Origin of the sequence: Bacillus sp. AF23 (assembly GCF_020861455.1) — a bacterium.
Lineage (GTDB): Bacteria > Bacillota > Bacilli > Bacillales > Bacillaceae > Bacillus > Bacillus halotolerans.
Window position 1 is genome coordinate 154,493 of record NZ_JAJHVY010000027.1, and the last position, 18,893, is coordinate 173,385.

Consider the following 18,893-nt stretch of genomic DNA (forward strand, 5'->3'; position numbering starts at 1 on the left):
AGTTTCATGCGGGATACCGAAAAGATTCCAGTTTATTCACTGGGATATTTTTGCGGGATACCGCAATAATTTCCACTAAACATTATTTACAGAAAAATAAAAATGTTTAAAATACACTCTCACCCTATTTCCCATTTATTGTTGAAAGCCATTTACGATCTTTACATCCCTTATGTTTACCGCGCAAAAACCGAAAAACAGGCAAAAAAAAGACACCCTTAGCCAAGAGCGCCTTACAACGATTCCTTCATGACATTTTTGTCGATATCAATCAATTCCATATAGCCTTTCCCCCACTCATGCATGGCATCAAGAATAGGCATCAGGCTTTCTCCTTGCGGGGTCAAGGAATATTCAACCTTCGGCGGGACAACCGGATACACTTCCCGGTGAACAATCATATCCTGCTCAAGCTCTCTCAGCTGATTCACGAGGATCTTCTGCGTAATATCAGGAATCAAAGCTTTCAATTCATTAAAACGTTTTGTGCCTTCTTTTCCTAAATGCCACAAAATGAGCATTTTCCATTTGCCGCCGATCACCGCAAGCGTTAATTCCTTCTCACAATTAAACCGTTTGTCGTCCATCCGGCTCAAAAGAAACCCCCCCCTTAGTATTCTTTTTGTATGTTAGATACGTATCATCACTTACTTACTTTTTGGCAGACTCTTTTTCATTATACTCACTCATAAAACCAAGCGAAAGAAATCTGATTGCCTCTTCTCACAGTATCCTCCAAGTAACTAGTTGACTTCAAAGTGCCTACTTCTCAGCTAAAGAGGGAACCTATAGAATGAAAAATAATTCGAATAAGGGAGTGGATCAACAATGGAATTACAGCTGGCATTAGACCTGGTAAATATCCCGGAAGCCATCGAGCTTGTCAAAGAAGTGGAACAATACATCGACGTGGTTGAGATCGGAACACCGGTTGTCATTAATGAAGGCCTTAGAGCCGTTAAAGAAATAAAAGAAACATTTCCGCAATTGAAGGTCCTGGCAGACCTGAAAATCATGGATGCCGGCGGATACGAAATTATGAAAGCGTCGGAAGCTGGAGCTGACATCATCACCGTTTTAGGGGCTACAGACGATGCAACAATTAAAGGCGCAGTAGAAGAAGCCAAAAAACAGAAGAAGAAAATCTTAGTGGACATGATTAACGTGAAAGATATTGAATCCCGTGCGAAGGAAATTGACGCACTCGGTGTCGACTACATCTGCGTCCACACTGGTTATGATCTTCAAGCAGAGGGCAAAAACTCTTTCGAAGAATTAACGACCATCAAAAATACCGTAAAAAACGCAAAAACCGCAATTGCAGGAGGCATCAAACTTGATACACTGCCAGAAGTGATCAAACAAAACCCTGACCTTGTCATTGTTGGGGGCGGAATTACAAGCGCAGCCGATAAAGCAGAAACAGCTTCAAAAATGAAACAGCTTATTGCCCAAGGATAAATAAAATGAAAACGACTGAATACGTAACGGAAATTCTCAATGAATTACACCGTTCAGCGGCTTATATTTCTAATGAAGAAGCTGATCAGCTTGCCGATCACATTCTTTCGTCCAATCAAATTTTCACTGCGGGCGCGGGGCGGTCTGGCCTGATGGCAAAATCCTTCGCGATGAGATTGATGCACATGGGCTTTAACGCTCATATTGCCGGTGAGATTCTCACTCCGCCGCTCCGCGAAGGAGATCTCGTCATTATCGGCTCAGGATCAGGCGAGACAAAGAGCTTGATCCATACAGCAGCAAAAGCAAAAAGCTTACACGGGATCGTTGCCGCTTTAACCATCAATCCGGATTCGAGCATTGGAAAACAATCGGATCTCATCGTCAAAATGCCTGGCTCTCCTAAAGACCAGTCAAACGGAAGCTATAAAACGATGCAACCAATGGGTTCATTGTTTGAGCAAACATTGCTGCTTTTCTATGATGCAATAATTTTAAAACTCATGGAGAAAAAAGGACTCGATTCTGAAACCATGTTCACTTACCACGCAAACCTTGAATAGCGTCACACAGCCGGCCTGGAGATCAGGCCGGTTTTAATATCCCCTAAAATAAAACTTCAAACCCAAAAATCCGATAAGTAATATGACCTACAAACAAAGGGAGGAATTATGTTGAAAAAACAAATCAAGCTAAAGCTTGGAACTAAAATTCTCGGCTTGGTCTTCGCGGTTATTCTATTGTTTTCTCTATCAGTCGGCGCCGTGATGCTTAAGGACATTACAAGCAGCATGAAAAAAATGGCCACTGAAAAGGCGAAAGGAGATCTTGCTTTAAGCAGCACGTATATTGACGACGTGATTTTAGGGAACTGGGAGTTAAAAAACGATAAGCTGTATAAAGGCGAGACACAAATAAACGGAAATGAAGAAATTGTTGATCTGCTTGGCAAAAAAACAGGTGACACCGTCACGATTTTCCAAGGAGATACACGTGTCGCAACCAACGTAATGAAAGACGGCGAAAGAGCTGTCGGCACTCAAGCTTCTGCTGAGGTCACTGACGCTGTTTTAAAAAACGGGAAGCAATTCTACGGACAAGCAGATGTGGCAGGCTCCTCTTATCAAACAGCATATATGCCCTTAAAAAATAAGGAAGGCAACATTATCGGTATGCTGTATACAGGAGCCAATCAAAGCATTTTAGCATCGCTTACCCAATCGCTGTTCACTCAATTCGCTATCGTTCTTGCTGTAGTTATTATGATATCTGTCATCCTTGTTTTGCTTTTCACCAGAAGAATCAACCGGCGGCTGAACGTATTAAAATACGCCTTTGAAAGCGCCGGAAACGGAGATATGACAATAGAAGTTTCAGACAAGTCCGCTGATGAGTTAGCAGAACTGAGTGTCTACTATAATAAGATGAGAATGAAGCTGAATCAGACAATCCAAACGGTACAGCAATCCGCCCTTCAGCTTGCATCAGCCTCTCAGCAGCTTTCAGCCGGAGCAGAAGAAACCAATCAAGCCTCCGAAAAGATCACAGAAGCTGTTCAGCAAATTGCAAACGGTGCCAAGCATCAAATCACACGAATCGAAAACAGTGAAAGATCACTGGAGCAAACAACAGCTGACATACGGCATATTTCTTCAAATACTGCTGCCATTGCTGAGAAAGGACAGCTTGCGCAATCAAAAGCAGACATTGGCCAAAATGAAATTTCAAATGTTCAGGCACAAATGGATACCATTCACCATTCGATTGAAAAAAGCGGAGAGATCATTCAGCAGCTGGACGGCCGTTCTAAACAAATTGAACAAATTTTATCCGTTATCACCCAAATTGCCGATCAGACAAACCTGCTTGCTCTTAATGCAGCAATTGAAGCTGCCCGAGCCGGAGAACACGGTAAAGGCTTTGCCGTTGTTGCTGATGAAGTTCGCAAATTAGCAGAGGAATCTCAACGGTCTGTCGGACAGATTTCCACATTAATCGCTGAGATAAAAAATGATATGACTGAATCTGCGCAGTCTGTTGAACATGTGAAAACAGAAGCTGCTGAAGGTGTAAACATGATTCACCGCACCAGAGACGCATTTAAAGAAATTGCAGCAGCAACAGATGAAATCACTGCGGAAATCAGCGATTTATCAGCATCTGTTACCAACATTTCAGCAAGTACGCAAAAAATAAATGAATCCTTTGCCGCCAATACAACAGAGATTAAAGAATCAACAGAGAGTACCCGGCAGGCGGCCGCTTTAACAGAAGAGCAATTTGCCGCAATGGAAGAGATTACTGCAGCCTCAGAAACGTTATCTCAATTGGCTGAAGAGCTTACGAGTATCATAAGCCAATTTAAAATGATTGATCAACCTGAAAACAGCCTATAATCTAGTAACAATATTTCAATTTGATAACATTATTTTTTTAAAAATGAATATTTCGATCTGCTAAAATTACGATTTCTGCAGTAAACCTAAGACAAAACAAAAAATTTAAATCTTTACACCCAGCCCTTTCTGCATTACTCTTGGAGCAGTTTTAAAGTTGCTGACGCGGGAGGTGAACATCACGAATGGACATTATAAAAACTTTACTTCTCGTAATAGTCGTCATAGCAGCTGCAGCTGTTGGCCTGATTAAGGGAGACTTTTTCTCAGACGATCAAAAAACGTCTCAAACAGAAGAATATGACGAAACACTGGCCTTCCCTTCTGAGCGTTATCCTGAGACAGCAAATCATATCAAGGACGCAATACGTGAGGGGCATTCAGATGTGTGCACCATAGACAGAGACGGAGCTGAGGAACGCCGCGAACAATCATTAAAAGACGTACCTTCCAAAACAGGGTATGACCGAGATGAATGGCCAATGGCCATGTGCAAAGAAGGCGGTGAAGGGGCTTCTGTAGAATATATTTCTCCCGCTGACAATCGCGGCGCAGGCTCCTGGGTCGGGCATCAGCTGACCGATTACCCTGACGGCACAAAGGTTTTATTTACGATTCAGTAAACAGTTAAAAGAGGAGGAACAGCACATTGATCAAATCATGGAAGCCGCAAGAACTGACGATTTCATATCATCAATTTACTGTATTTCAAAAGGGTTCCGCACCGCCAGTCATCGATTGGACAGATGAAGCAATTGAAAAAGGTTATGCGGAAGCGGACGAAGCCATTTCGTTTGAGGCACAGCGGAATTCAAAGGTATATATTCTTTTGCGCCTTAACAGTTCAGAAACAGTTGCATCCTATGAAAAAAAAGTGACTGTTCCTTTTCACGTCACAACAGACGGAATTGAAATTGAAAGCATCATGTCCAAGAGGCTGTCCTTTGACCTTCCTAAAGGAGACTATCAATTCACATGCTACACTGTACCAGCTGAGCTGTCAGATCTGCACGCTGACACTTATATCATTGATGCTGTTTCCGTCTAATGAAAAGCCCTGAGAGGAATACTCTCAGGGACTCTTTATACATTTTCTCCATTTGTCTTAATGACATCCTGATACCAATAAAAGCTTTTTTTCTTCATTCGTTTTAAGTCATGTTCATTCTCTTCGTCACGATTCACATAAACAAAGCCGTATCTTTTTTGATAACCGTTCAGCCAGCTTAACAGATCAGTAAAGGACCAGCTGCAATATCCAATCAAATCGACTCCATCACTAATGGCCTGTCTGCATTGCTCAAGATGCGATTGCAAATAATCAATTCTATAATCATCATGTATAGTGCCGTCTTCAACTTTATCGAATTCTCCTAAACCGTTTTCTGTAATAAACACAGGAAGCTGATAACGTGTCGTAATACGGCGAAGCCCGATACGCAATCCTACCGGATCAATCGTCCAATCCCAATTGCTCGTTGTTAGGTTCGGGTTTTTCTTAGTTTTAAATAGTCCCGGCATCCCTGTTTCCTGATTGGTCCCTTTTTGTCCCGTCGTATTCATTTTCCCTTCTGAAACACCGTCGAGCGGATTTCGTTCGTAAGTAATCGTTTGATAATAGTTGACACCTACAAAATCCGGCTTCCCTTTGGCAAGCAGCTCCATATCACCCGGTTCGACTGTCGGCGCCCATCCCTGTTTTTCTAAATAGCGGAAAGGAATTTGCGGGTAGGTTCCCCAGCAGTACATATCCAGCCACCAATTATTCATAAATTCTTCAGCATTTTCAAATGCCGTAATGTCCTCTGGATGACTGGTTAAAGGGTATGCGGGAGAATAAGCAAAGCTTGGTCCTATTTTGCCTTCGGGCACATATTTTCTGAAGGACTCAATGGCTTTCGCATTTGCCAGAAACGCAATATGATTTGCTTCGTAAAATCGTTTTCTATCCTTCACGCCAGGCGGATGCATAGCTGTTAGAAAACCGTGATTAAAATTGTAGTTTTGTTCATTTAACGTTACCCAATATTTCACTTTCTGCCCAAAGTGTTTATAAAGAGTAATGCAGTAATGATTAAAATCCTCTATGATGTTTCTCGACTCAAATCCGCCATACTCGTCCATAAGCGCCTGAGGCAAATCCCAGTGATATAAAGTCAAAACCGGCTCAATGTTATGAGAAAGCAATTCATCAATCAGGTTATCGTAAAATGCCAGACCGGCTTCATTGATTTCTCCTTTTCCTTTTGGAAAAATACGCGGCCAGCTGACAGAGAATCGATATGCCTTCAGCCCCATCTCAGCCATCAGAGCGACATCTTCCTTATAACGGTGATAATGGTCAACTGCAACATCACCATTGGTGCCCTTAAACGTTTTGCCGGGGATTTTCGTAAACACGTCCCATACAGAAGGGCCTTTGCCATCTTCGTTCCAAGCTCCTTCAACCTGGTAAGCTGCTGAAGCCGAGCCCCATAAAAAATGTTTCGGAAAAGATTCTGGATGTTGATGGATCATTGTGTTAATCACTCCTGAAATATTTGATAAGCCTATCATAGGCTATGAAACGCGTTTCATAGCAACACAATATTAATTCCGGAACAGCTCAGCTAATATTTTCTCTCTTTGTTCAAGAAAACATCTGGTTAACTGGACGTGTTCAGTGCTTTCGTATTCTGTATGATGAATACTGCCCCCGTCAAAGCTGAAAATGTCAGCATTCGGATACCCCAGCAAAATTGGAGAGTGAGTGGCAATGATGAACTGTACATTTCCGCCTTTCACTAAATCGTGTATAACTCTCAAAAAAGCTAACTGCCGTGAGGGAGAAAGAGCAGCTTCAGGCTCATCTAAAAGATAAATGGCTTTTCCTTTAAAACGATGATGAAACAGCGACATAAAAGACTCACCATGCGATTGCTTGTGCAGCGGCCTTCCGCCATAGGAGAGATATGGCTGCGGAGCATCTCGTTCCACTTCATCAAGATGAAGAGAAAGCTGATAAAACGATTCTGCTCTTAAGAAAAAACCATTTGTGATCTTCGGAAGCCATGATAACCGTATGTAATCTCCCAAATGAGAGTCTGACTCCTGCAATTCATAGATATTATTACGGCTGCCGCCTGCTGTATTAAATTCACACTTATCAGCAATTGCTTCAAGCAACGTTGATTTCCCCGAGCCATTTTCTCCGACAAAAAAAGTCACTTCTCTGGTAAATGAAATGTCGTGTAAATGACTTACAGCAGGGATAGTGAATGGGTATCTGTCAAAGGACGGGATCTTATCTCTAAGGAGTGTTACTCTTTTTAAAAACATAGCTTCTCCTCTCGCGTTAAATGAATATATGAAGTAAAATCTTTCGAGCCATAAGAATGCGTTCTCATATTCCAAATTATATATTATATTGTCAGTATATTATTTTTTACGATAATGAAAAAGCACCCAACCTCAATTGGATGCTTACAGCCTAATGTCTCTTTTCAAATTTATGCGGATGAGGATGAGGCTTCGGAACAAAGCCATTTTGTTTCATCATTTCAAAGTGTTTGACCATGTGATTTTTGATGTGATCTCCTCGTTCTTTAGGCAGAATTCCGTATTCTACATACTTTGAGATGACATCCTTGCGTTTTTTTAATATGTCTGCTTCCAGCTGTTCAATTTCTTTCTTTTGCTGTTCAGTCAGTGTAACGTTTGCAGGCGGCTGCTGATTCTGTTTTTCCGCTGCTTCAGCTGTGCCAGTTAAAGAAATAACAGCCGCGGCAATGAGCATTCCGATGATATTGACTTTCAGTTTTTTCACCCAGTTTATTCCTCCTATCTTTTTTTCATATATTTTGCTTCATTCTGTTTTTTATGCATACAAAATAGAAAGAGCGAACCATTATTCGCCCTTTCTGATCTGTTCGTCCGTATATAGTTCTTCTTCTCCCGGTGATGCGTAAGTAACGTATGTTCCTGCGATAAAATCATGCAGCGTCCGCTTGTCTTCTCTCAGCCCGATCATAAACAGGCTGACAATTAAGCCAAGCCCGAAGGTTATGCCGTAAACCAGTCCGGCAATGATGACTCGCATAATCATGGTTACCAGGCCGACCTGTGACCCGTCTTTTTTTACGATTCTGATTCCGCAAATCCTTTTTCCGATGAGATAGCCTTGCCAAAATACCGGCAGCAAAATAGAGTACAGCAAAACGACCAGGCTGATGATCATGCTTTCGTTCGGGTCTTTTCCTGTGATCAGCCAATAGATCAGCAAAAGGGGCACCGAGACAATAATGTAATCCAGTAATGAAGCTCCTAGTCTGATCCAAAATCCGGCTGGTTTGTAGATGTTCATGTAACTCCCCCATTATGGTTTCAATATGACTTTGATGTTGCCGTCTTCTTTCTTATCGAATATATCATATGCTCTAGGGGCATCAGCAAGACTTAATTTGTGCGTAATGATATCAGTAGGATCAATTTCTTGCTGCTCAACCATTTGATACAGCATCGGCATCAGATGAATGACGGGTGCCTGTCCCATTTTGACAGAGACATTGCGGGTGAAGAAATCGCCGAGCGGAAAACCGTCCGCTTGAGAAATATATGCCCCTGTCAGCTGAACTGTGCCGAACTTTCTGACTGCTTCAGACGCGGTGAGAATCGGGCTGATGGTTCCGAATTGGTTCGGCTTTTCAGACGCTTTTTCTTTCGACAGCGGGGTCCCGTCCATTCCGACACAATCAATAACGACATCCGCTCCGCCGTCCGTTTCATCATAAAGAAGCTTCCCGATCTCATCATGTTCTGTAAAGTTGAACGTTTCCACGCTGTTTGTCCGTTTTGCATGCTCCAGGCGATGAGGAACTTGATCCACGGAGATGACGCGTTTCGCTCCCTTCATCCAAGCGAATTTTTGCGCCATTAATCCAATCGGCCCCGCTCCCAGAATCAAGACGGTATCGCCTTTTTTCACTCCGCTGTGCTCCACGCTCCAATATGCTGTCGGCATCACGTCGGATAGAAACAAGACCTGTTCATCCTTAAGCTCACTGTCGGCAGGAACTTTGAAGGATGAAAAATCAGCAAACGGCACCCGCAAGTATTCAGCCTGTCCTCCGGGAAAATTGCCGTTATCTTTAGAGAAACCAAATAAACCGCCGGCATCGGTATGCGGGTTTGGATTTGATTCGTCACACTGGCTCTCCATTTGATGCTTGCAATAAAAGCATTCGCCGCACCCAATGTTAAACGGAATCACGACACGATCGCCTTTTTTTAGTGATTGAACCTCGCTTCCGGTCTCTTCAACTATTCCCATCGGTTCATGTCCGATAATATAATCCGGCGCAGCCGGAATCCCGTTTTTATACAAATGAAGATCAGAGCCGCAAATACCTGTTGCCGTAATGCGGATAATAGCATCTCTTGCATCCTGAATCCGGGGAGCTTCAACCTCTTTCACTTCCACATGCTCTTTCCCTTGGTATGTCAGTGCTTTCATCCTTGGCCAACTCCTTTTTTATGACTCCTTCCCTTCCCGGCTGCTTTTAAACTCGCAGCTACATTTGTATACACAATTCGAACTTTTTGAAAACGCCATCAACATATTGCAACCCCTTATGTTCAATGCTATCTTTTTAGTTGATTAACAGATTGGGGGAAACATAGGTGAAATCATTCAAGCAATCCAAAGCCGTTATATTCAGTTTCACAATGGCTTTCTTTCTTATATTGGCAGCCTGTTCCGGCAAAAATGAAGCCGATTCCAAGGATACAGGCTGGGAGCAGATCAAAGAAAAAGGAAAAATCGTCGTTGCTACGTCCGGTACACTTTATCCTACGTCCTATCATGATATCGATTCAGGCAAGGATCAACTGACAGGCTATGAGGTTGAAGTTGTTCGAGAAGCGGCTAAACGTCTCGGACTCAAAGTCGAGTTCAAGGAAATGGGCATCGACGGGATGCTGACAGCGGTGAACAGCGGCCAGGTTGACGCTGCCGCCAATGATATAGATGTGACAAAGGACCGCGAGAAGAAGTTCACGTTTTCTTCTCCTTATAAATATTCATATGGCACAGCAATTGTCCGAAAAGATGATTTATCAGGGATTAAAACACTGAAAGATTTAAAAGGGAAAAAAGCGGCTGGCGCAGCGACAACTGTCTATATGGACGTTGCCAGAAAATACGGCGCACAAGAAGTCATTTATGATAACGCGACAAACGAGCAGTATTTAAAAGATGTTGCCAACGGCCGCACTGATGTCATCTTAAACGACTATTACCTGCAGACACTGGCACTCGCGGCATTCCCGGATCTTAACATAACGATCCATCCTGACATCAAGTACATGCCGAATGAACAGGCGCTTGTCATGAAAAAAAGCAATACTGAGCTTCAGAAACAAATGAACGAGACGCTGAAAAAGATGAGCAAGGACGGCACTTTGACAAAGCTGTCGAAACAATTCTTTAATAAAGCGGATGTATCAAAGAAACTGGATGTCGACGTTCAAGACGTTGACCTGTAATCAGACGCCATGATGTACAGCATTCAGTGGGAATATATTTTCAACACACAGCTGGCGATTGAATCGTTTCCTTATGTCATAAAGGGTATAGGGTACACGTTGCTTATTTCTTTTGTCAGCATGTTTGCGGGAACGGTAATCGGTCTGTTTATATCGCTCGCCAGAATGTCTAAGACTGCCCTGCTGAGATGGCCGGCGCGTCTCTACATTTCTTTTATGCGCGGCGTTCCGATGTTGGTGATCCTGTTTATCCTTTATTTTGGATTCCCTTATATCGGCATTGAATTTTCTGCCGTTACGGCCGCCTTGATCGGCTTTAGCCTCAACAGCGCCGCTTATATTGCGGAAATTAACCGTTCAGCCATTTCATCCGTTGAAAAAGGACAGTGGGAAGCCGCATCCTCGCTCGGTCTTTCCTATTGGCAGACGATGAGGGGTATCATTTTGCCGCAATCGATCCGCATTGCGCTGCCTCCGCTCGCCAATGTATTGCTCGATTTGATCAAGGCATCCTCGCTCGCCGCGATGATTACAGTGCCGGAATTGCTCCAGCATGCGAAAATTATCGGGGGCCGAGAGTTTGATTACATGACCATGTATATTCTGACCGCACTCATTTATTGGGCCATCTGCTCCGTTGCGGCGGCATTTCAGAATATCCTTGAGAAGAAATACGCGCATTATCTTTAAACAAACGTTTCATTAAAAAAGCCGCTCCGCAGGAGACGGCTTTTTCCTATTGATTCAGCTTCCATTTAAATGGATCTTCAAACAGCGACCAATCGGAATCAAACTCATATTCAGTCAGCAAACATTGATCCAGCTCCTTCGTAATGGCGTCTTCATCCAAGTCTGTTCCGATAAACACCAGCTGCGTCAGACGGTCGCCGAATTCCGGGTCCCAATCCTCTAATATTTCCGGCTCCTGCTGTTTGATTTGCTCCTGCTCAAGCTTCGGCATCGCCGCCACCCAATAGGATACCGGCTCAATGGTTACGGACGGGCCGGCTTGGGACATCAGAAGAGCGAGGCTGTTATGCGATGCGCACCAGACGATTCCTTTGGCGCGGACAACATTTTTAGGCATTTGATCCATCCATTGATAAAAGCGCGTTGAGTGAAACGGCAGCCGTCTTTTATAAACAAATGAAGAAATGCCGTATTCCTCGGTTTCCGGCGTATGGGCTGCATGGCCTGCCGTCAGCTCTCTTATCCAGCCGGCAGATCCGCTCGCTTCCTCGAAGTTAAATAGCCCCGTATGTAAAATCTCCTGCGGCTTGACGTTCCCTTTGACAGCACGAATGAATGTAGCCCTTGGCTGCAGGGTGCGAAGGACTTTCTCAAGCTGTTCAAGCTCTTGCTCGCTGACTAAATCACATTTATTTAAGATCAGAACATCGCAAAACTCAATTTGATCGATTAAAAGGTCAGCAATTTCTCTTTCGTCTTCTTCCCCAAGTGCTTCTTTGCGGTCCAGAAGGCTGTCACCCGACTGATAGTCATGCCAAAAACGGTTCGCATCGACCACTGTCACCATCGTATCTAACTCACAAAACTTGGTGAGATCGATTCCCAGCTCTTCGTCAATATAAGAAAATGTCTGGGCCACAGGGATCGGTTCGCTGATTCCCGTCGATTCGATGACGATATAATCAAACCGTCCGTCTTTTGCCAGCTTCTCCACTTCGACTAACAAATCCTCGCGAAGTGTGCAGCAAATGCAGCCGTTTGACATTTCCACTAGCTTTTCATCTGTTCTGGAAAGCCCGCCTTCCTGCTTGACCAGCCCTGCGTCAATGTTTACCTCGCTCATGTCATTTACAATAACGGCTATTTTTAAGCCTTCGCGATTTTGCAAAATGCTGTTGAGCAGTGTTGTTTTTCCCGCGCCAAGATAGCCGCTTAGTACAGTAACCGGAATTTTTTTCATTGTGATCATATCCTCTCAAAATAGAATCATTACGATTTAAATGACGTATGTGTAATAGTGATTGCCGCTTTTCGCGCCCCGGAAATATTTCTCGCTTTCGGCCCGATTTCAAGTTCCGCAAAGGCACCCATCACGTATAACCCGTTCCCCCATTGCAAATCCATGCCGACAATCGGAAAGCCGCAGCCGGCAAAAGGCAATTGCTCTGCTTGCGCTGCTTTTTGAACCCCTCGAATCGGCTGATGTCAGAGGCAAAGCCTGTTGCCAGCGCGATATGTTCGAATGTGTATGACGATTCATTTTTCTTCAGCTGTATGTGCAGCCGGCCGTCAGCTGTTTTTTGACATGACATCACTTCATCCTGAATGACCTTTATCCTGCCCTCTTCTCTATAAACAGCAAGCTTTCTTGAGATGTCCTTTGGGAAGGAGCCGCGATGTCTGGCGTTTGTGATCCATTGCCTTCTCTTTTGGCAGTCTGGCGTTTTGCTGAATCTTTTCATATACTTCGGGCCAAGCCAGCCTGGATCACTGTCAAAATCATAGGTGCGGAATGGATGCCTCGCGAACATCGTCACGTTGTGCCCGTCATCTGAGAGCTTGATGGCGTAATGAGCCGCCGTGATCCCTCCGCCCACAACTGCCGCTTTAACGTCTTCCTGTCTTAACCCTTGCACATCCCTGTCAAACACATGATAAATGCCGTCATTCTGAAATGGCTGTTCCCACTCCGGCCAGCAAGGCTGTTGTGAAAAACTCATGGCTCGTACAACTCTTTCGCCTTTGATTGTTTCGGAGGCATTTGTCCTCACTTCCCACAATCCGTTTTTTCTTCTCAAGTCCGTCACCATGCCTGTCTTCCACGCCTGATCAATATGTATCTCATCCAATACAGTTTCACAATGCTGATTAAAAAGCGATAAAGAGGGGCGCTTATACCTCACGAAGAATATTGCAGGCTGAACGGCTCGGTATCCATGTGATGGACCGATGGAGAGCGTAAATCATTCATCCGAATGCGGGCCGTATTTCGCTTCCAGCAGTCAAGGGGCTATGAGGATCAATGACCGCAAGATCCTGGATAGGCACCTTTCCGCTCTTCACCAGATGCACAGCCAAGGTCAACCCTTGAATTCCGCCGCCGATGATAAGCCATTTATACATAGGAGTAACTCCTTTCCGCACAAAACGTAATTATTACGATTTAAATCGTATGTTCTTTTTTCCTTTTTGTCAACTGCTTTCTATTCAGCTGATCACAACTTTTGTGTGTTCAGGTATGTTTTCGTATATCCATTTCGCATCTGGAATGGATAGTCTGATACAGCCATGGGATGCTTTTGCCCCTAATTTTTTTGCTTCCTTTTCAATGACTTTTTTGTCCTTTGTCATGGGTACGCTGTGAAAAAGAAATTCTCCATGATTTTTCCATGAGACCCAGTATTCCGCCCCTTCCTGATATCCTTCAGAGAAAAACCATTCTCCCCGTTCAGGCTCGATATGAAATGTGCCTTTCGGTGTGGAATCATCATGGGTTTGATCGAGTCCTGATGAAACGATCATCGTATAGATGGTTTTGCTTCCGGCTTTGATGTAAGCCTTCTGCTGTTTTACGTCTACATCAATCCAGACATTTTTCAGCTGCTTGATATCGGGGTATTCTCCGCCGGAAGGCTTTGTCCAATCAATGCTTGTTTTCTCCATTTTTGGCGCAGCCGTTATGTGTTTGTCTATTTTCTTTATTTGAGATCCCGCTTTCTCGTCCGCATGATAAGAGCAGGCTGACAGCAGAATTGCCGGCGCAAAAACAGCAATTAATAAGAATGACAGTTTCATAGACATTCTTCCTGTTTCGAAAACCTAAGCTTCGCATAGGCATCGTGCAGATGAATCGATTCTTCATTTCTGCATTCAATATCAAAGGCCGACACCCATTCAAGCTCATATAAATCTGCGGCAATGAGACGGGCCAGATCCTCAACAAATCTGGGATTTTCATATGCGGTTTCCGTTACGGCTTTTTCATCCGGCCGCTTTAGCACCGGGTGCAGTCTCGCGCTGGCATTTGATTCTGCAACGTGAAGCAAATCGGCTTTTACATCGACTGGGAGCAGTGCCGTTGGATGAATATCGGCCAAAATGCTGACCGTTCCTCTCTGATTGTGGGCGCTGTATTCACTGATTTCCTTGGAGCAAGGGCAAAGAGTCGTTACTTTCGCTGAGATACCGGCCCGCTGTTTAAACGGCTGATCTTCGTGATAAGTGACAGACATCAGCATCTCAGCATGCATCAGCCCCGCTTTCCCAAGCATCGGACTCTTTCTTTCGAAATACCACGGAAACCGCACTTCGACGGAAGCTGAGATTTGATCCATGTTTTCTGCAAGCTCTTTCGTAAATTGCTGAAGAGAAGAAAATGTGAGAATCCAGCCGTTTTGATGATAGCGTTGGAGCTGCTCTGTTAATCGGCTCATATTGATGCCTTTCTGATTCCGCTGCAGGCTGGCGGTCATGGTAAAATTCGCTGCTGTCGTTTGCTGACAAGGCTTCATCGCTGAGGCAACAGTGACCGGGTGAGACACATTGGTGACACCTACTTGCTGAATATCAAAAAAATAGTCTTTTCTGATATTCTGTAGATCCTTCATGTTCTCCTTTTCCACAGGCTTTTGCCCTTTCACGGGACTGACCGACCCAAAATATTGAAGACGCTCCGTTTTTTCCGGGAGCAGAATGTGTTGTTCCAATCAGAAAACTCCTTCCGTTTCAAATCGTAATAATTACTATTTATTCTGATCGGTTCACGAGTTAAAATCAAGAGAAAGTTGAAAACAGCAAAAAAAGACACGCTAAATCGCGTGTCTCCCATTCAAACATCAAACATCCGCCGGGCTGCTTTCCGCGCTCCAGCTTTTTCTCCAGTAATATCCTGCGGCAATCACAAGCACAAACGCCAGCAATGCGATACAGGAAAACGTGATAAATCCGATGGCATATGTGCCTGTCATCTGTTTTAATGACCCTAAAATGTTTGGCAGAAAGAACCCTCCGATGCCTCCTGCTGCGCCGACGATCCCCGTCACCATTCCAATTTCTTTCCGGAAGCGCTGCGGGACGAGCTGAAACACTGCTCCGTTGCCCATTCCGAGTCCCATCATTCCGACAAATAAAAGGATGATAACCATCGAAAGAGACGGCAGACTGCTGACTCCGGCCATGCAAAGAGCCACGATGACAAACAGAACAGAAAGAACCTTCGTGCCCCCGACTCGATCGGAAATCCAGCCCCCTACAGGCCGGAAAAAACTGCCCGCTGCTACACATAATGTGACGAAATCTCCCGCGTGAATTTTTGACAGCTGGTATTGATCGACGAAGAATATCGCCAAAAAGCTGGACAGCCCGACAAATCCTCCAAAAGTGACGCTGTACAGCAGACAGAAAAACCACGTTTCCTTCTGTCCGAACACCTGCAAGTAGTTTTTGAGCGGCTGCGGCGCCGGTTGTTCAGGAGAATTCTTCGCCATGAAAACAAATAGAATAAAGACGATGATCAGAGGAAGAAGCGCAATTCCCATCACGCTGTGCCAGCCGAACTGCTCTGCAAGACGGGGGCCAAACAGTGTCGCAAACAAGGTGCCGCTGTTACCCGCACCCGCTATCCCCATCGCCAGTCCCTGCAAATGAGGCGGATACCACCGGCTTGCCATAGGAAGCGCAACAGCAAAGCTCGCGCCGGCTACGCCAAGCAGGATGCCGATCCCGTAAAGCTCAGTCAGCGTACGGCCGCCAAAAGTTCCCCAGAGCAGCGGGATCATCGTCACCAGCATTCCGGTCACAGCTGTTTTTTTCGGCCCGATTCTGTCCGTTAACACGCCTAATATGATCCGAAACACAGATCCCGATAAAATCGGCACAGCCACGATAAGCCCTTTTTCAAAGGGAGACAGGCCAAAATCCTGAGAAATATAAACACCGAGCGCCCCAAGCATAACCCATATCATAAAACTTACATCAAAGTATAAAAACGAGCAGAGCAAAGTGGACGGGTGACCGCTTGTTTTCAGTTCCGACAGCTTCATAACATTCCCCTTTCTTGACCCTATAAAAATTTCAATTTTCTGAATCAAGAATATATGACCTTATTTTTTCGGAAAAGACATGTGTAAGCTAATGTGACACGTTTAATGCGTTAACTGAGCATTGTGCCATAATTTTTGATAGGAGAAAAACTTACAGGCTGAGGCAAAGGAGGTCTGGCAAATGAAGAAACAAAGATTAATTGTAGCAGGGAACGGAATGGCCGGAATTCGCTGTATTGAAGAAATATTAAAGCTTCATCGTGACATGTTTCAGATTGTCATTTTCGGCAGCGAACCGCATCCCAACTATAATCGCATTCTCTTATCCTCCGTTTTACAGGGGGAGGCATCGCTCAATGACATTGTGCTGAACAGCAGTGAATGGTACGCCAAGCAAGACATAACACTTTACACAGAAGAAACAGTCGTTCAAATCAACACAGACTTGCAGCAAGTCATCACAGATCAAAAACGCAGCCTGTCCTACGACAAATTGATTCTGGCAACAGGCTCCTCCCCTCATATTCTCCCCATACCCGGGACAGACAAAGAAGGTGTTTACGGCTTTCGGACAATAGAAGACTGCCAAGCTTTTATCAGCATGGCGGAACGTTATCAAAAAGCAGCGGTCATCGGCGCCGGCTTATTAGGCCTTGAGGCGGCTGTCGGCCTGCGGCATCTGGGCATGGATGTCAGCGTCATTCACCACTCTCCCAGCATTATGCAAAAACAGCTCGATCAAACAGCCTCTCGTCTGCTTCAGTCTGAGCTGGAACGAAAAGGCTTAACCTTTCTTTTAGAGAAAGACACAGCATCCATTACAGGAGGCTCACGGGCAGATGGTATCCGGTTTAGCGACGGCTCTTCGATAAAAGCAGACTTGATTGTGATGGCGGCTGGTGTAAGACCCAATATCCAATTGGCTGCATCAGCAGGAATCGCGGCAAACCGCGGCTTCATCGTGAATCAATTCATGCAGACGAGCAAACCGAATGTGTATGCCGTCGGGGAATGCGCCGAGCACAACGGAATGGTATACGGATTGGTCGCGCCTCTTTATGAACAAGGAAAAGTCCTCGCACAACACATCTGCGGCGTTCCCTGTGAAGGGTATCATGGCTCTGCCCAATCTGCAGCCTTAAAAATAGCGGGAATTGATGTGTGGTCGGCAGGAAAGGTGCACGAAGACGCAGGCACGACGAGCATTAAGCTTCATGATGAACATGCCGGCTGCTACAAAAAAGTCCTCTTTGAGAACGACAAACTGGCTGGTGTGATTTTATTCGGAGACACACGTGATAAACAGAGGCTTCTCGACAGCCTGCTCAAACAAAGAGACATTTCCATTGTCAAAAAGCAGCTGATCGAACCGGATCAAAGCGGCATATCATTTGCATCCATGCCTCCCGCTGAACCCATTTGCCAATGCAACTCGGTGACAAAAGGTTTGATTGAAGAAGCGGTGCACACGAAAGGCTTAACAACGGTCGAAGAAGTGAAGCAGTGCACAAAAGCATCCGGCTCTTGCGGAGGCTGCAAGCCGCTCGTTGAAGACCTTCTGAAATACATGGCCAGCAGCGAATATACAGAACCAGCCGGCCAGCCTTCGTTTTGCGGCTGCACTGATTTGACGGAAGATGAAGTCATCGCCGAACTGCACCGATGTCATTTCCCTGATCCTGCTGAGGCAATGAATCAGCTTGGCTGGAAAACGAAAAACGGCTGCCGCGTTTGTGTTCCGGCGCTTCACTATTACATGGAATTGCTGCAGCCTGGCTATATCCAGTCTCTTGAAACATCGCCCGAGGATACATGCACCCTCATTCCGCAAATGTACGGCGGGCTGACAAATGCGAAGGAACTCAGAAACATCGCAAACATCATCGAGACATACGGCATCCCCAATGTTTCAATAACTCACGGCCAGAGGATGAAGCTTTCCGGAATCCGTCCGAATGACCTTGCAAACATCAGAAAAGAACTGCACATGGCGGCTTTCTCTCATCAGCACCGCCGCTCGCTGCAAAGTGTCATAGCATGTACGTGCGGGGAAGATCGCTCTATTCAAAAGCTGGCAAGCCATATCGAAAGACATACTGACATGCTTTCCATGCCCGATCACATATCCATCAGCTTGTCGTGTGAAAAAGACTGCACCGCCGCAGCTATACAGGATATCGGCGCCATTCGAACACAAGAGGGCTGGGACATTTACACTGGCGGCATCCGGGGTGGGCATGCCCGTGCCGGAATGCTGTTTTGTGTGACGGATAGCGAAGAAAATACTGCCATTATGATGAAAGGCCTTCTTCAATATTATCGCGAAACGGCTCACTACGCAGAAGCGGTTCATCAGTGGATTGACCGCCTGGGCATCATTCATATCAGAGAGGTATTATTTGAACAGGATTTGCGGACGCAGCTGCTGGAAAACCTTCAAACAGACCTGTCATTGATACAAAATCAGCCTATACAGGCTGGCGCACTTAAGAAAGGATGAGGC

Annotated in this window: 20 protein-coding genes; 8 read left to right on the forward strand and 12 right to left on the reverse strand. The window is 45.0% G+C overall.

Features of this window, described 5'->3' with window-relative positions; genetic code table 11:
• Window positions 1-233: 233 nt before the first annotated feature.
• Window positions 234-596 carry a transcriptional activator HxlR gene (gene hxlR / locus LNN34_RS14470; RefSeq protein WP_044161922.1) on the reverse strand — a complete coding sequence of 121 codons (363 nt, stop codon included), beginning with the start codon at window positions 594-596 and terminating at the stop codon, window positions 234-236.
• A 232-nt stretch (window positions 597-828) separates the two neighbouring features.
• Here hxlR and hxlA point away from each other — a divergent pair, with 232 nt between their 5' ends.
• From hxlA to LNN34_RS14495, 5 genes are all read left to right on the forward strand, one after another.
• Complete coding sequence (gene hxlA / locus LNN34_RS14475; protein ID WP_003224929.1) at window positions 829-1,461, forward strand: 3-hexulose-6-phosphate synthase; 633 nt, start codon at window positions 829-831, stop codon at window positions 1,459-1,461.
• A 5-nt stretch (window positions 1,462-1,466) separates the two neighbouring features.
• Window positions 1,467-2,024 (forward strand): 6-phospho-3-hexuloisomerase, encoded by a 558-nt coding sequence (gene hxlB / locus LNN34_RS14480; protein WP_044161924.1) that lies wholly within the window; start codon window positions 1,467-1,469, stop codon window positions 2,022-2,024.
• A gap of 108 nt (window positions 2,025-2,132) precedes the next feature.
• Window positions 2,133-3,857 (forward strand): methyl-accepting chemotaxis protein TlpC, encoded by a 1,725-nt coding sequence (gene tlpC / locus LNN34_RS14485; RefSeq protein ID WP_229043692.1) that lies wholly within the window; start codon window positions 2,133-2,135, stop codon window positions 3,855-3,857.
• A 185-nt stretch (window positions 3,858-4,042) separates the two neighbouring features.
• Window positions 4,043-4,480, forward strand: coding sequence for a DNA-entry nuclease (gene nucA / locus LNN34_RS14490; protein WP_069487487.1), 438 nt, complete (start codon window positions 4,043-4,045; stop codon window positions 4,478-4,480).
• Between the two features lie 26 nt (window positions 4,481-4,506).
• Window positions 4,507-4,905: a competence protein ComJ gene (locus LNN34_RS14495; RefSeq protein ID WP_024120177.1), complete on the forward strand. Its 399-nt coding sequence runs from the start codon at window positions 4,507-4,509 to the stop codon at window positions 4,903-4,905.
• A gap of 35 nt (window positions 4,906-4,940) precedes the next feature.
• On the opposite strand, the gene LNN34_RS14500 is transcribed toward LNN34_RS14495, so the two are convergent.
• The 5 genes from LNN34_RS14500 to LNN34_RS14520 form a co-directional block, all read right to left on the reverse strand.
• Window positions 4,941-6,374: a glycoside hydrolase family 1 protein gene (locus tag LNN34_RS14500; RefSeq protein ID WP_229043693.1), complete on the reverse strand. Its 1,434-nt coding sequence runs from the start codon at window positions 6,372-6,374 to the stop codon at window positions 4,941-4,943.
• Between the two features lie 72 nt (window positions 6,375-6,446).
• Complete coding sequence (locus LNN34_RS14505; RefSeq protein WP_229043694.1) at window positions 6,447-7,175, reverse strand: AAA family ATPase; 729 nt, start codon at window positions 7,173-7,175, stop codon at window positions 6,447-6,449.
• A gap of 151 nt (window positions 7,176-7,326) precedes the next feature.
• Entirely contained in the window at window positions 7,327-7,632 is a 306-nt protein-coding gene (locus LNN34_RS14510; RefSeq protein WP_237728892.1) for a YckD family protein, read from the reverse strand.
• A 111-nt stretch (window positions 7,633-7,743) separates the two neighbouring features.
• The gene (locus LNN34_RS14515; RefSeq protein ID WP_229043696.1) at window positions 7,744-8,199 is read right to left on the reverse strand and encodes an RDD family protein; all 456 of its coding nucleotides are present in this window, start codon (window positions 8,197-8,199) and stop codon (window positions 7,744-7,746) included.
• A 12-nt stretch (window positions 8,200-8,211) separates the two neighbouring features.
• Window positions 8,212-9,348, reverse strand: coding sequence for a zinc-dependent alcohol dehydrogenase (locus LNN34_RS14520; RefSeq protein ID WP_101863958.1), 1,137 nt, complete (start codon window positions 9,346-9,348; stop codon window positions 8,212-8,214).
• Window positions 9,349-9,515: 167 nt separating this feature from the next.
• On the opposite strand from LNN34_RS14520, the gene LNN34_RS14525 reads away from it, so the two are divergent.
• On the forward strand, window positions 9,516-10,379 hold the full coding sequence (locus LNN34_RS14525) for a transporter substrate-binding domain-containing protein (protein WP_229043697.1): 864 nt from the start codon (window positions 9,516-9,518) through the stop codon (window positions 10,377-10,379).
• Between the two features lie 9 nt (window positions 10,380-10,388).
• The gene (locus LNN34_RS14530) at window positions 10,389-11,069 is read left to right on the forward strand and encodes an amino acid ABC transporter permease (RefSeq protein ID WP_229043698.1); all 681 of its coding nucleotides are present in this window, start codon (window positions 10,389-10,391) and stop codon (window positions 11,067-11,069) included.
• Between the two features lie 46 nt (window positions 11,070-11,115).
• On the opposite strand, the gene zinU is transcribed toward LNN34_RS14530, so the two are convergent.
• From zinU to LNN34_RS14560, 6 genes are all read right to left on the reverse strand, one after another.
• Entirely contained in the window at window positions 11,116-12,309 is a 1,194-nt protein-coding gene (gene zinU / locus LNN34_RS14535; RefSeq protein WP_059353080.1) for a zinc metallochaperone ZinU, read from the reverse strand.
• A gap of 130 nt (window positions 12,310-12,439) precedes the next feature.
• Entirely contained in the window at window positions 12,440-13,198 is a 759-nt protein-coding gene (locus LNN34_RS14540) for an NAD(P)-binding domain-containing protein (protein WP_229043699.1), read from the reverse strand.
• A gap of 118 nt (window positions 13,199-13,316) precedes the next feature.
• Window positions 13,317-13,472, reverse strand: coding sequence for an FAD/NAD(P)-binding protein (locus LNN34_RS14545; protein ID WP_229043700.1), 156 nt, complete (start codon window positions 13,470-13,472; stop codon window positions 13,317-13,319).
• Between the two features lie 84 nt (window positions 13,473-13,556).
• Entirely contained in the window at window positions 13,557-14,144 is a 588-nt protein-coding gene (locus LNN34_RS14550) for a L,D-transpeptidase (protein WP_229043701.1), read from the reverse strand.
• Complete coding sequence (gene folE2 / locus LNN34_RS14555) at window positions 14,141-15,055, reverse strand: GTP cyclohydrolase FolE2 (RefSeq protein ID WP_229043702.1); 915 nt, start codon at window positions 15,053-15,055, stop codon at window positions 14,141-14,143. Before folE2 ends, LNN34_RS14550 begins: the two co-directional genes overlap by 4 nt.
• Before the next feature lie 129 nt (window positions 15,056-15,184).
• The gene (locus LNN34_RS14560; RefSeq protein ID WP_044161947.1) at window positions 15,185-16,390 is read right to left on the reverse strand and encodes an MFS transporter; all 1,206 of its coding nucleotides are present in this window, start codon (window positions 16,388-16,390) and stop codon (window positions 15,185-15,187) included.
• 181 nt (window positions 16,391-16,571) lie between these two features.
• Between LNN34_RS14560 and nirB the strand changes: the two genes are divergently transcribed.
• Window positions 16,572-18,890, forward strand: coding sequence for a nitrite reductase large subunit NirB (gene nirB / locus LNN34_RS14565; protein WP_229043703.1), 2,319 nt, complete (start codon window positions 16,572-16,574; stop codon window positions 18,888-18,890).
• Window positions 18,891-18,893 lie beyond the last annotated feature (3 nt).

What these genes read in the sequence shown, in the direction of transcription:
- LNN34_RS14500 (WP_229043693.1), bottom strand. Translation starts at nt 6,374, where the DNA reads ATGATCCATCAACATCCAGAATCTTTTCCGAAACATTTTTTATGGGGC.
- LNN34_RS14515 (WP_229043696.1), bottom strand. Translation starts at nt 8,199, where the DNA reads ATGAACATCTACAAACCAGCCGGATTTTGGATCAGACTAGGAGCTTCA.
- LNN34_RS14520 (WP_101863958.1), bottom strand. Translation starts at nt 9,348, where the DNA reads ATGAAAGCACTGACATACCAAGGGAAAGAGCATGTGGAAGTGAAAGAG.
- LNN34_RS14560 (WP_044161947.1), bottom strand. Translation starts at nt 16,390, where the DNA reads ATGAAGCTGTCGGAACTGAAAACAAGCGGTCACCCGTCCACTTTGCTC.
- zinU (WP_059353080.1), bottom strand. Translation starts at nt 12,309, where the DNA reads ATGAAAAAAATTCCGGTTACTGTACTAAGCGGCTATCTTGGCGCGGGA.
- nucA (WP_069487487.1), top strand. Translation starts at nt 4,043, where the DNA reads ATGGACATTATAAAAACTTTACTTCTCGTAATAGTCGTCATAGCAGCT.
- LNN34_RS14510 (WP_237728892.1), bottom strand. Translation starts at nt 7,632, where the DNA reads ATGCTCATTGCCGCGGCTGTTATTTCTTTAACTGGCACAGCTGAAGCA.
- tlpC (WP_229043692.1), top strand. Translation starts at nt 2,133, where the DNA reads ATGTTGAAAAAACAAATCAAGCTAAAGCTTGGAACTAAAATTCTCGGC.
- hxlA (WP_003224929.1), top strand. Translation starts at nt 829, where the DNA reads ATGGAATTACAGCTGGCATTAGACCTGGTAAATATCCCGGAAGCCATC.
- nirB (WP_229043703.1), top strand. Translation starts at nt 16,572, where the DNA reads ATGAAGAAACAAAGATTAATTGTAGCAGGGAACGGAATGGCCGGAATT.
- LNN34_RS14530 (WP_229043698.1), top strand. Translation starts at nt 10,389, where the DNA reads ATGATGTACAGCATTCAGTGGGAATATATTTTCAACACACAGCTGGCG.
- hxlB (WP_044161924.1), top strand. Translation starts at nt 1,467, where the DNA reads ATGAAAACGACTGAATACGTAACGGAAATTCTCAATGAATTACACCGT.
- LNN34_RS14505 (WP_229043694.1), bottom strand. Translation starts at nt 7,175, where the DNA reads ATGTTTTTAAAAAGAGTAACACTCCTTAGAGATAAGATCCCGTCCTTT.
- LNN34_RS14550 (WP_229043701.1), bottom strand. Translation starts at nt 14,144, where the DNA reads ATGAAACTGTCATTCTTATTAATTGCTGTTTTTGCGCCGGCAATTCTG.
- LNN34_RS14545 (WP_229043700.1), bottom strand. Translation starts at nt 13,472, where the DNA reads ATGTATAAATGGCTTATCATCGGCGGCGGAATTCAAGGGTTGACCTTG.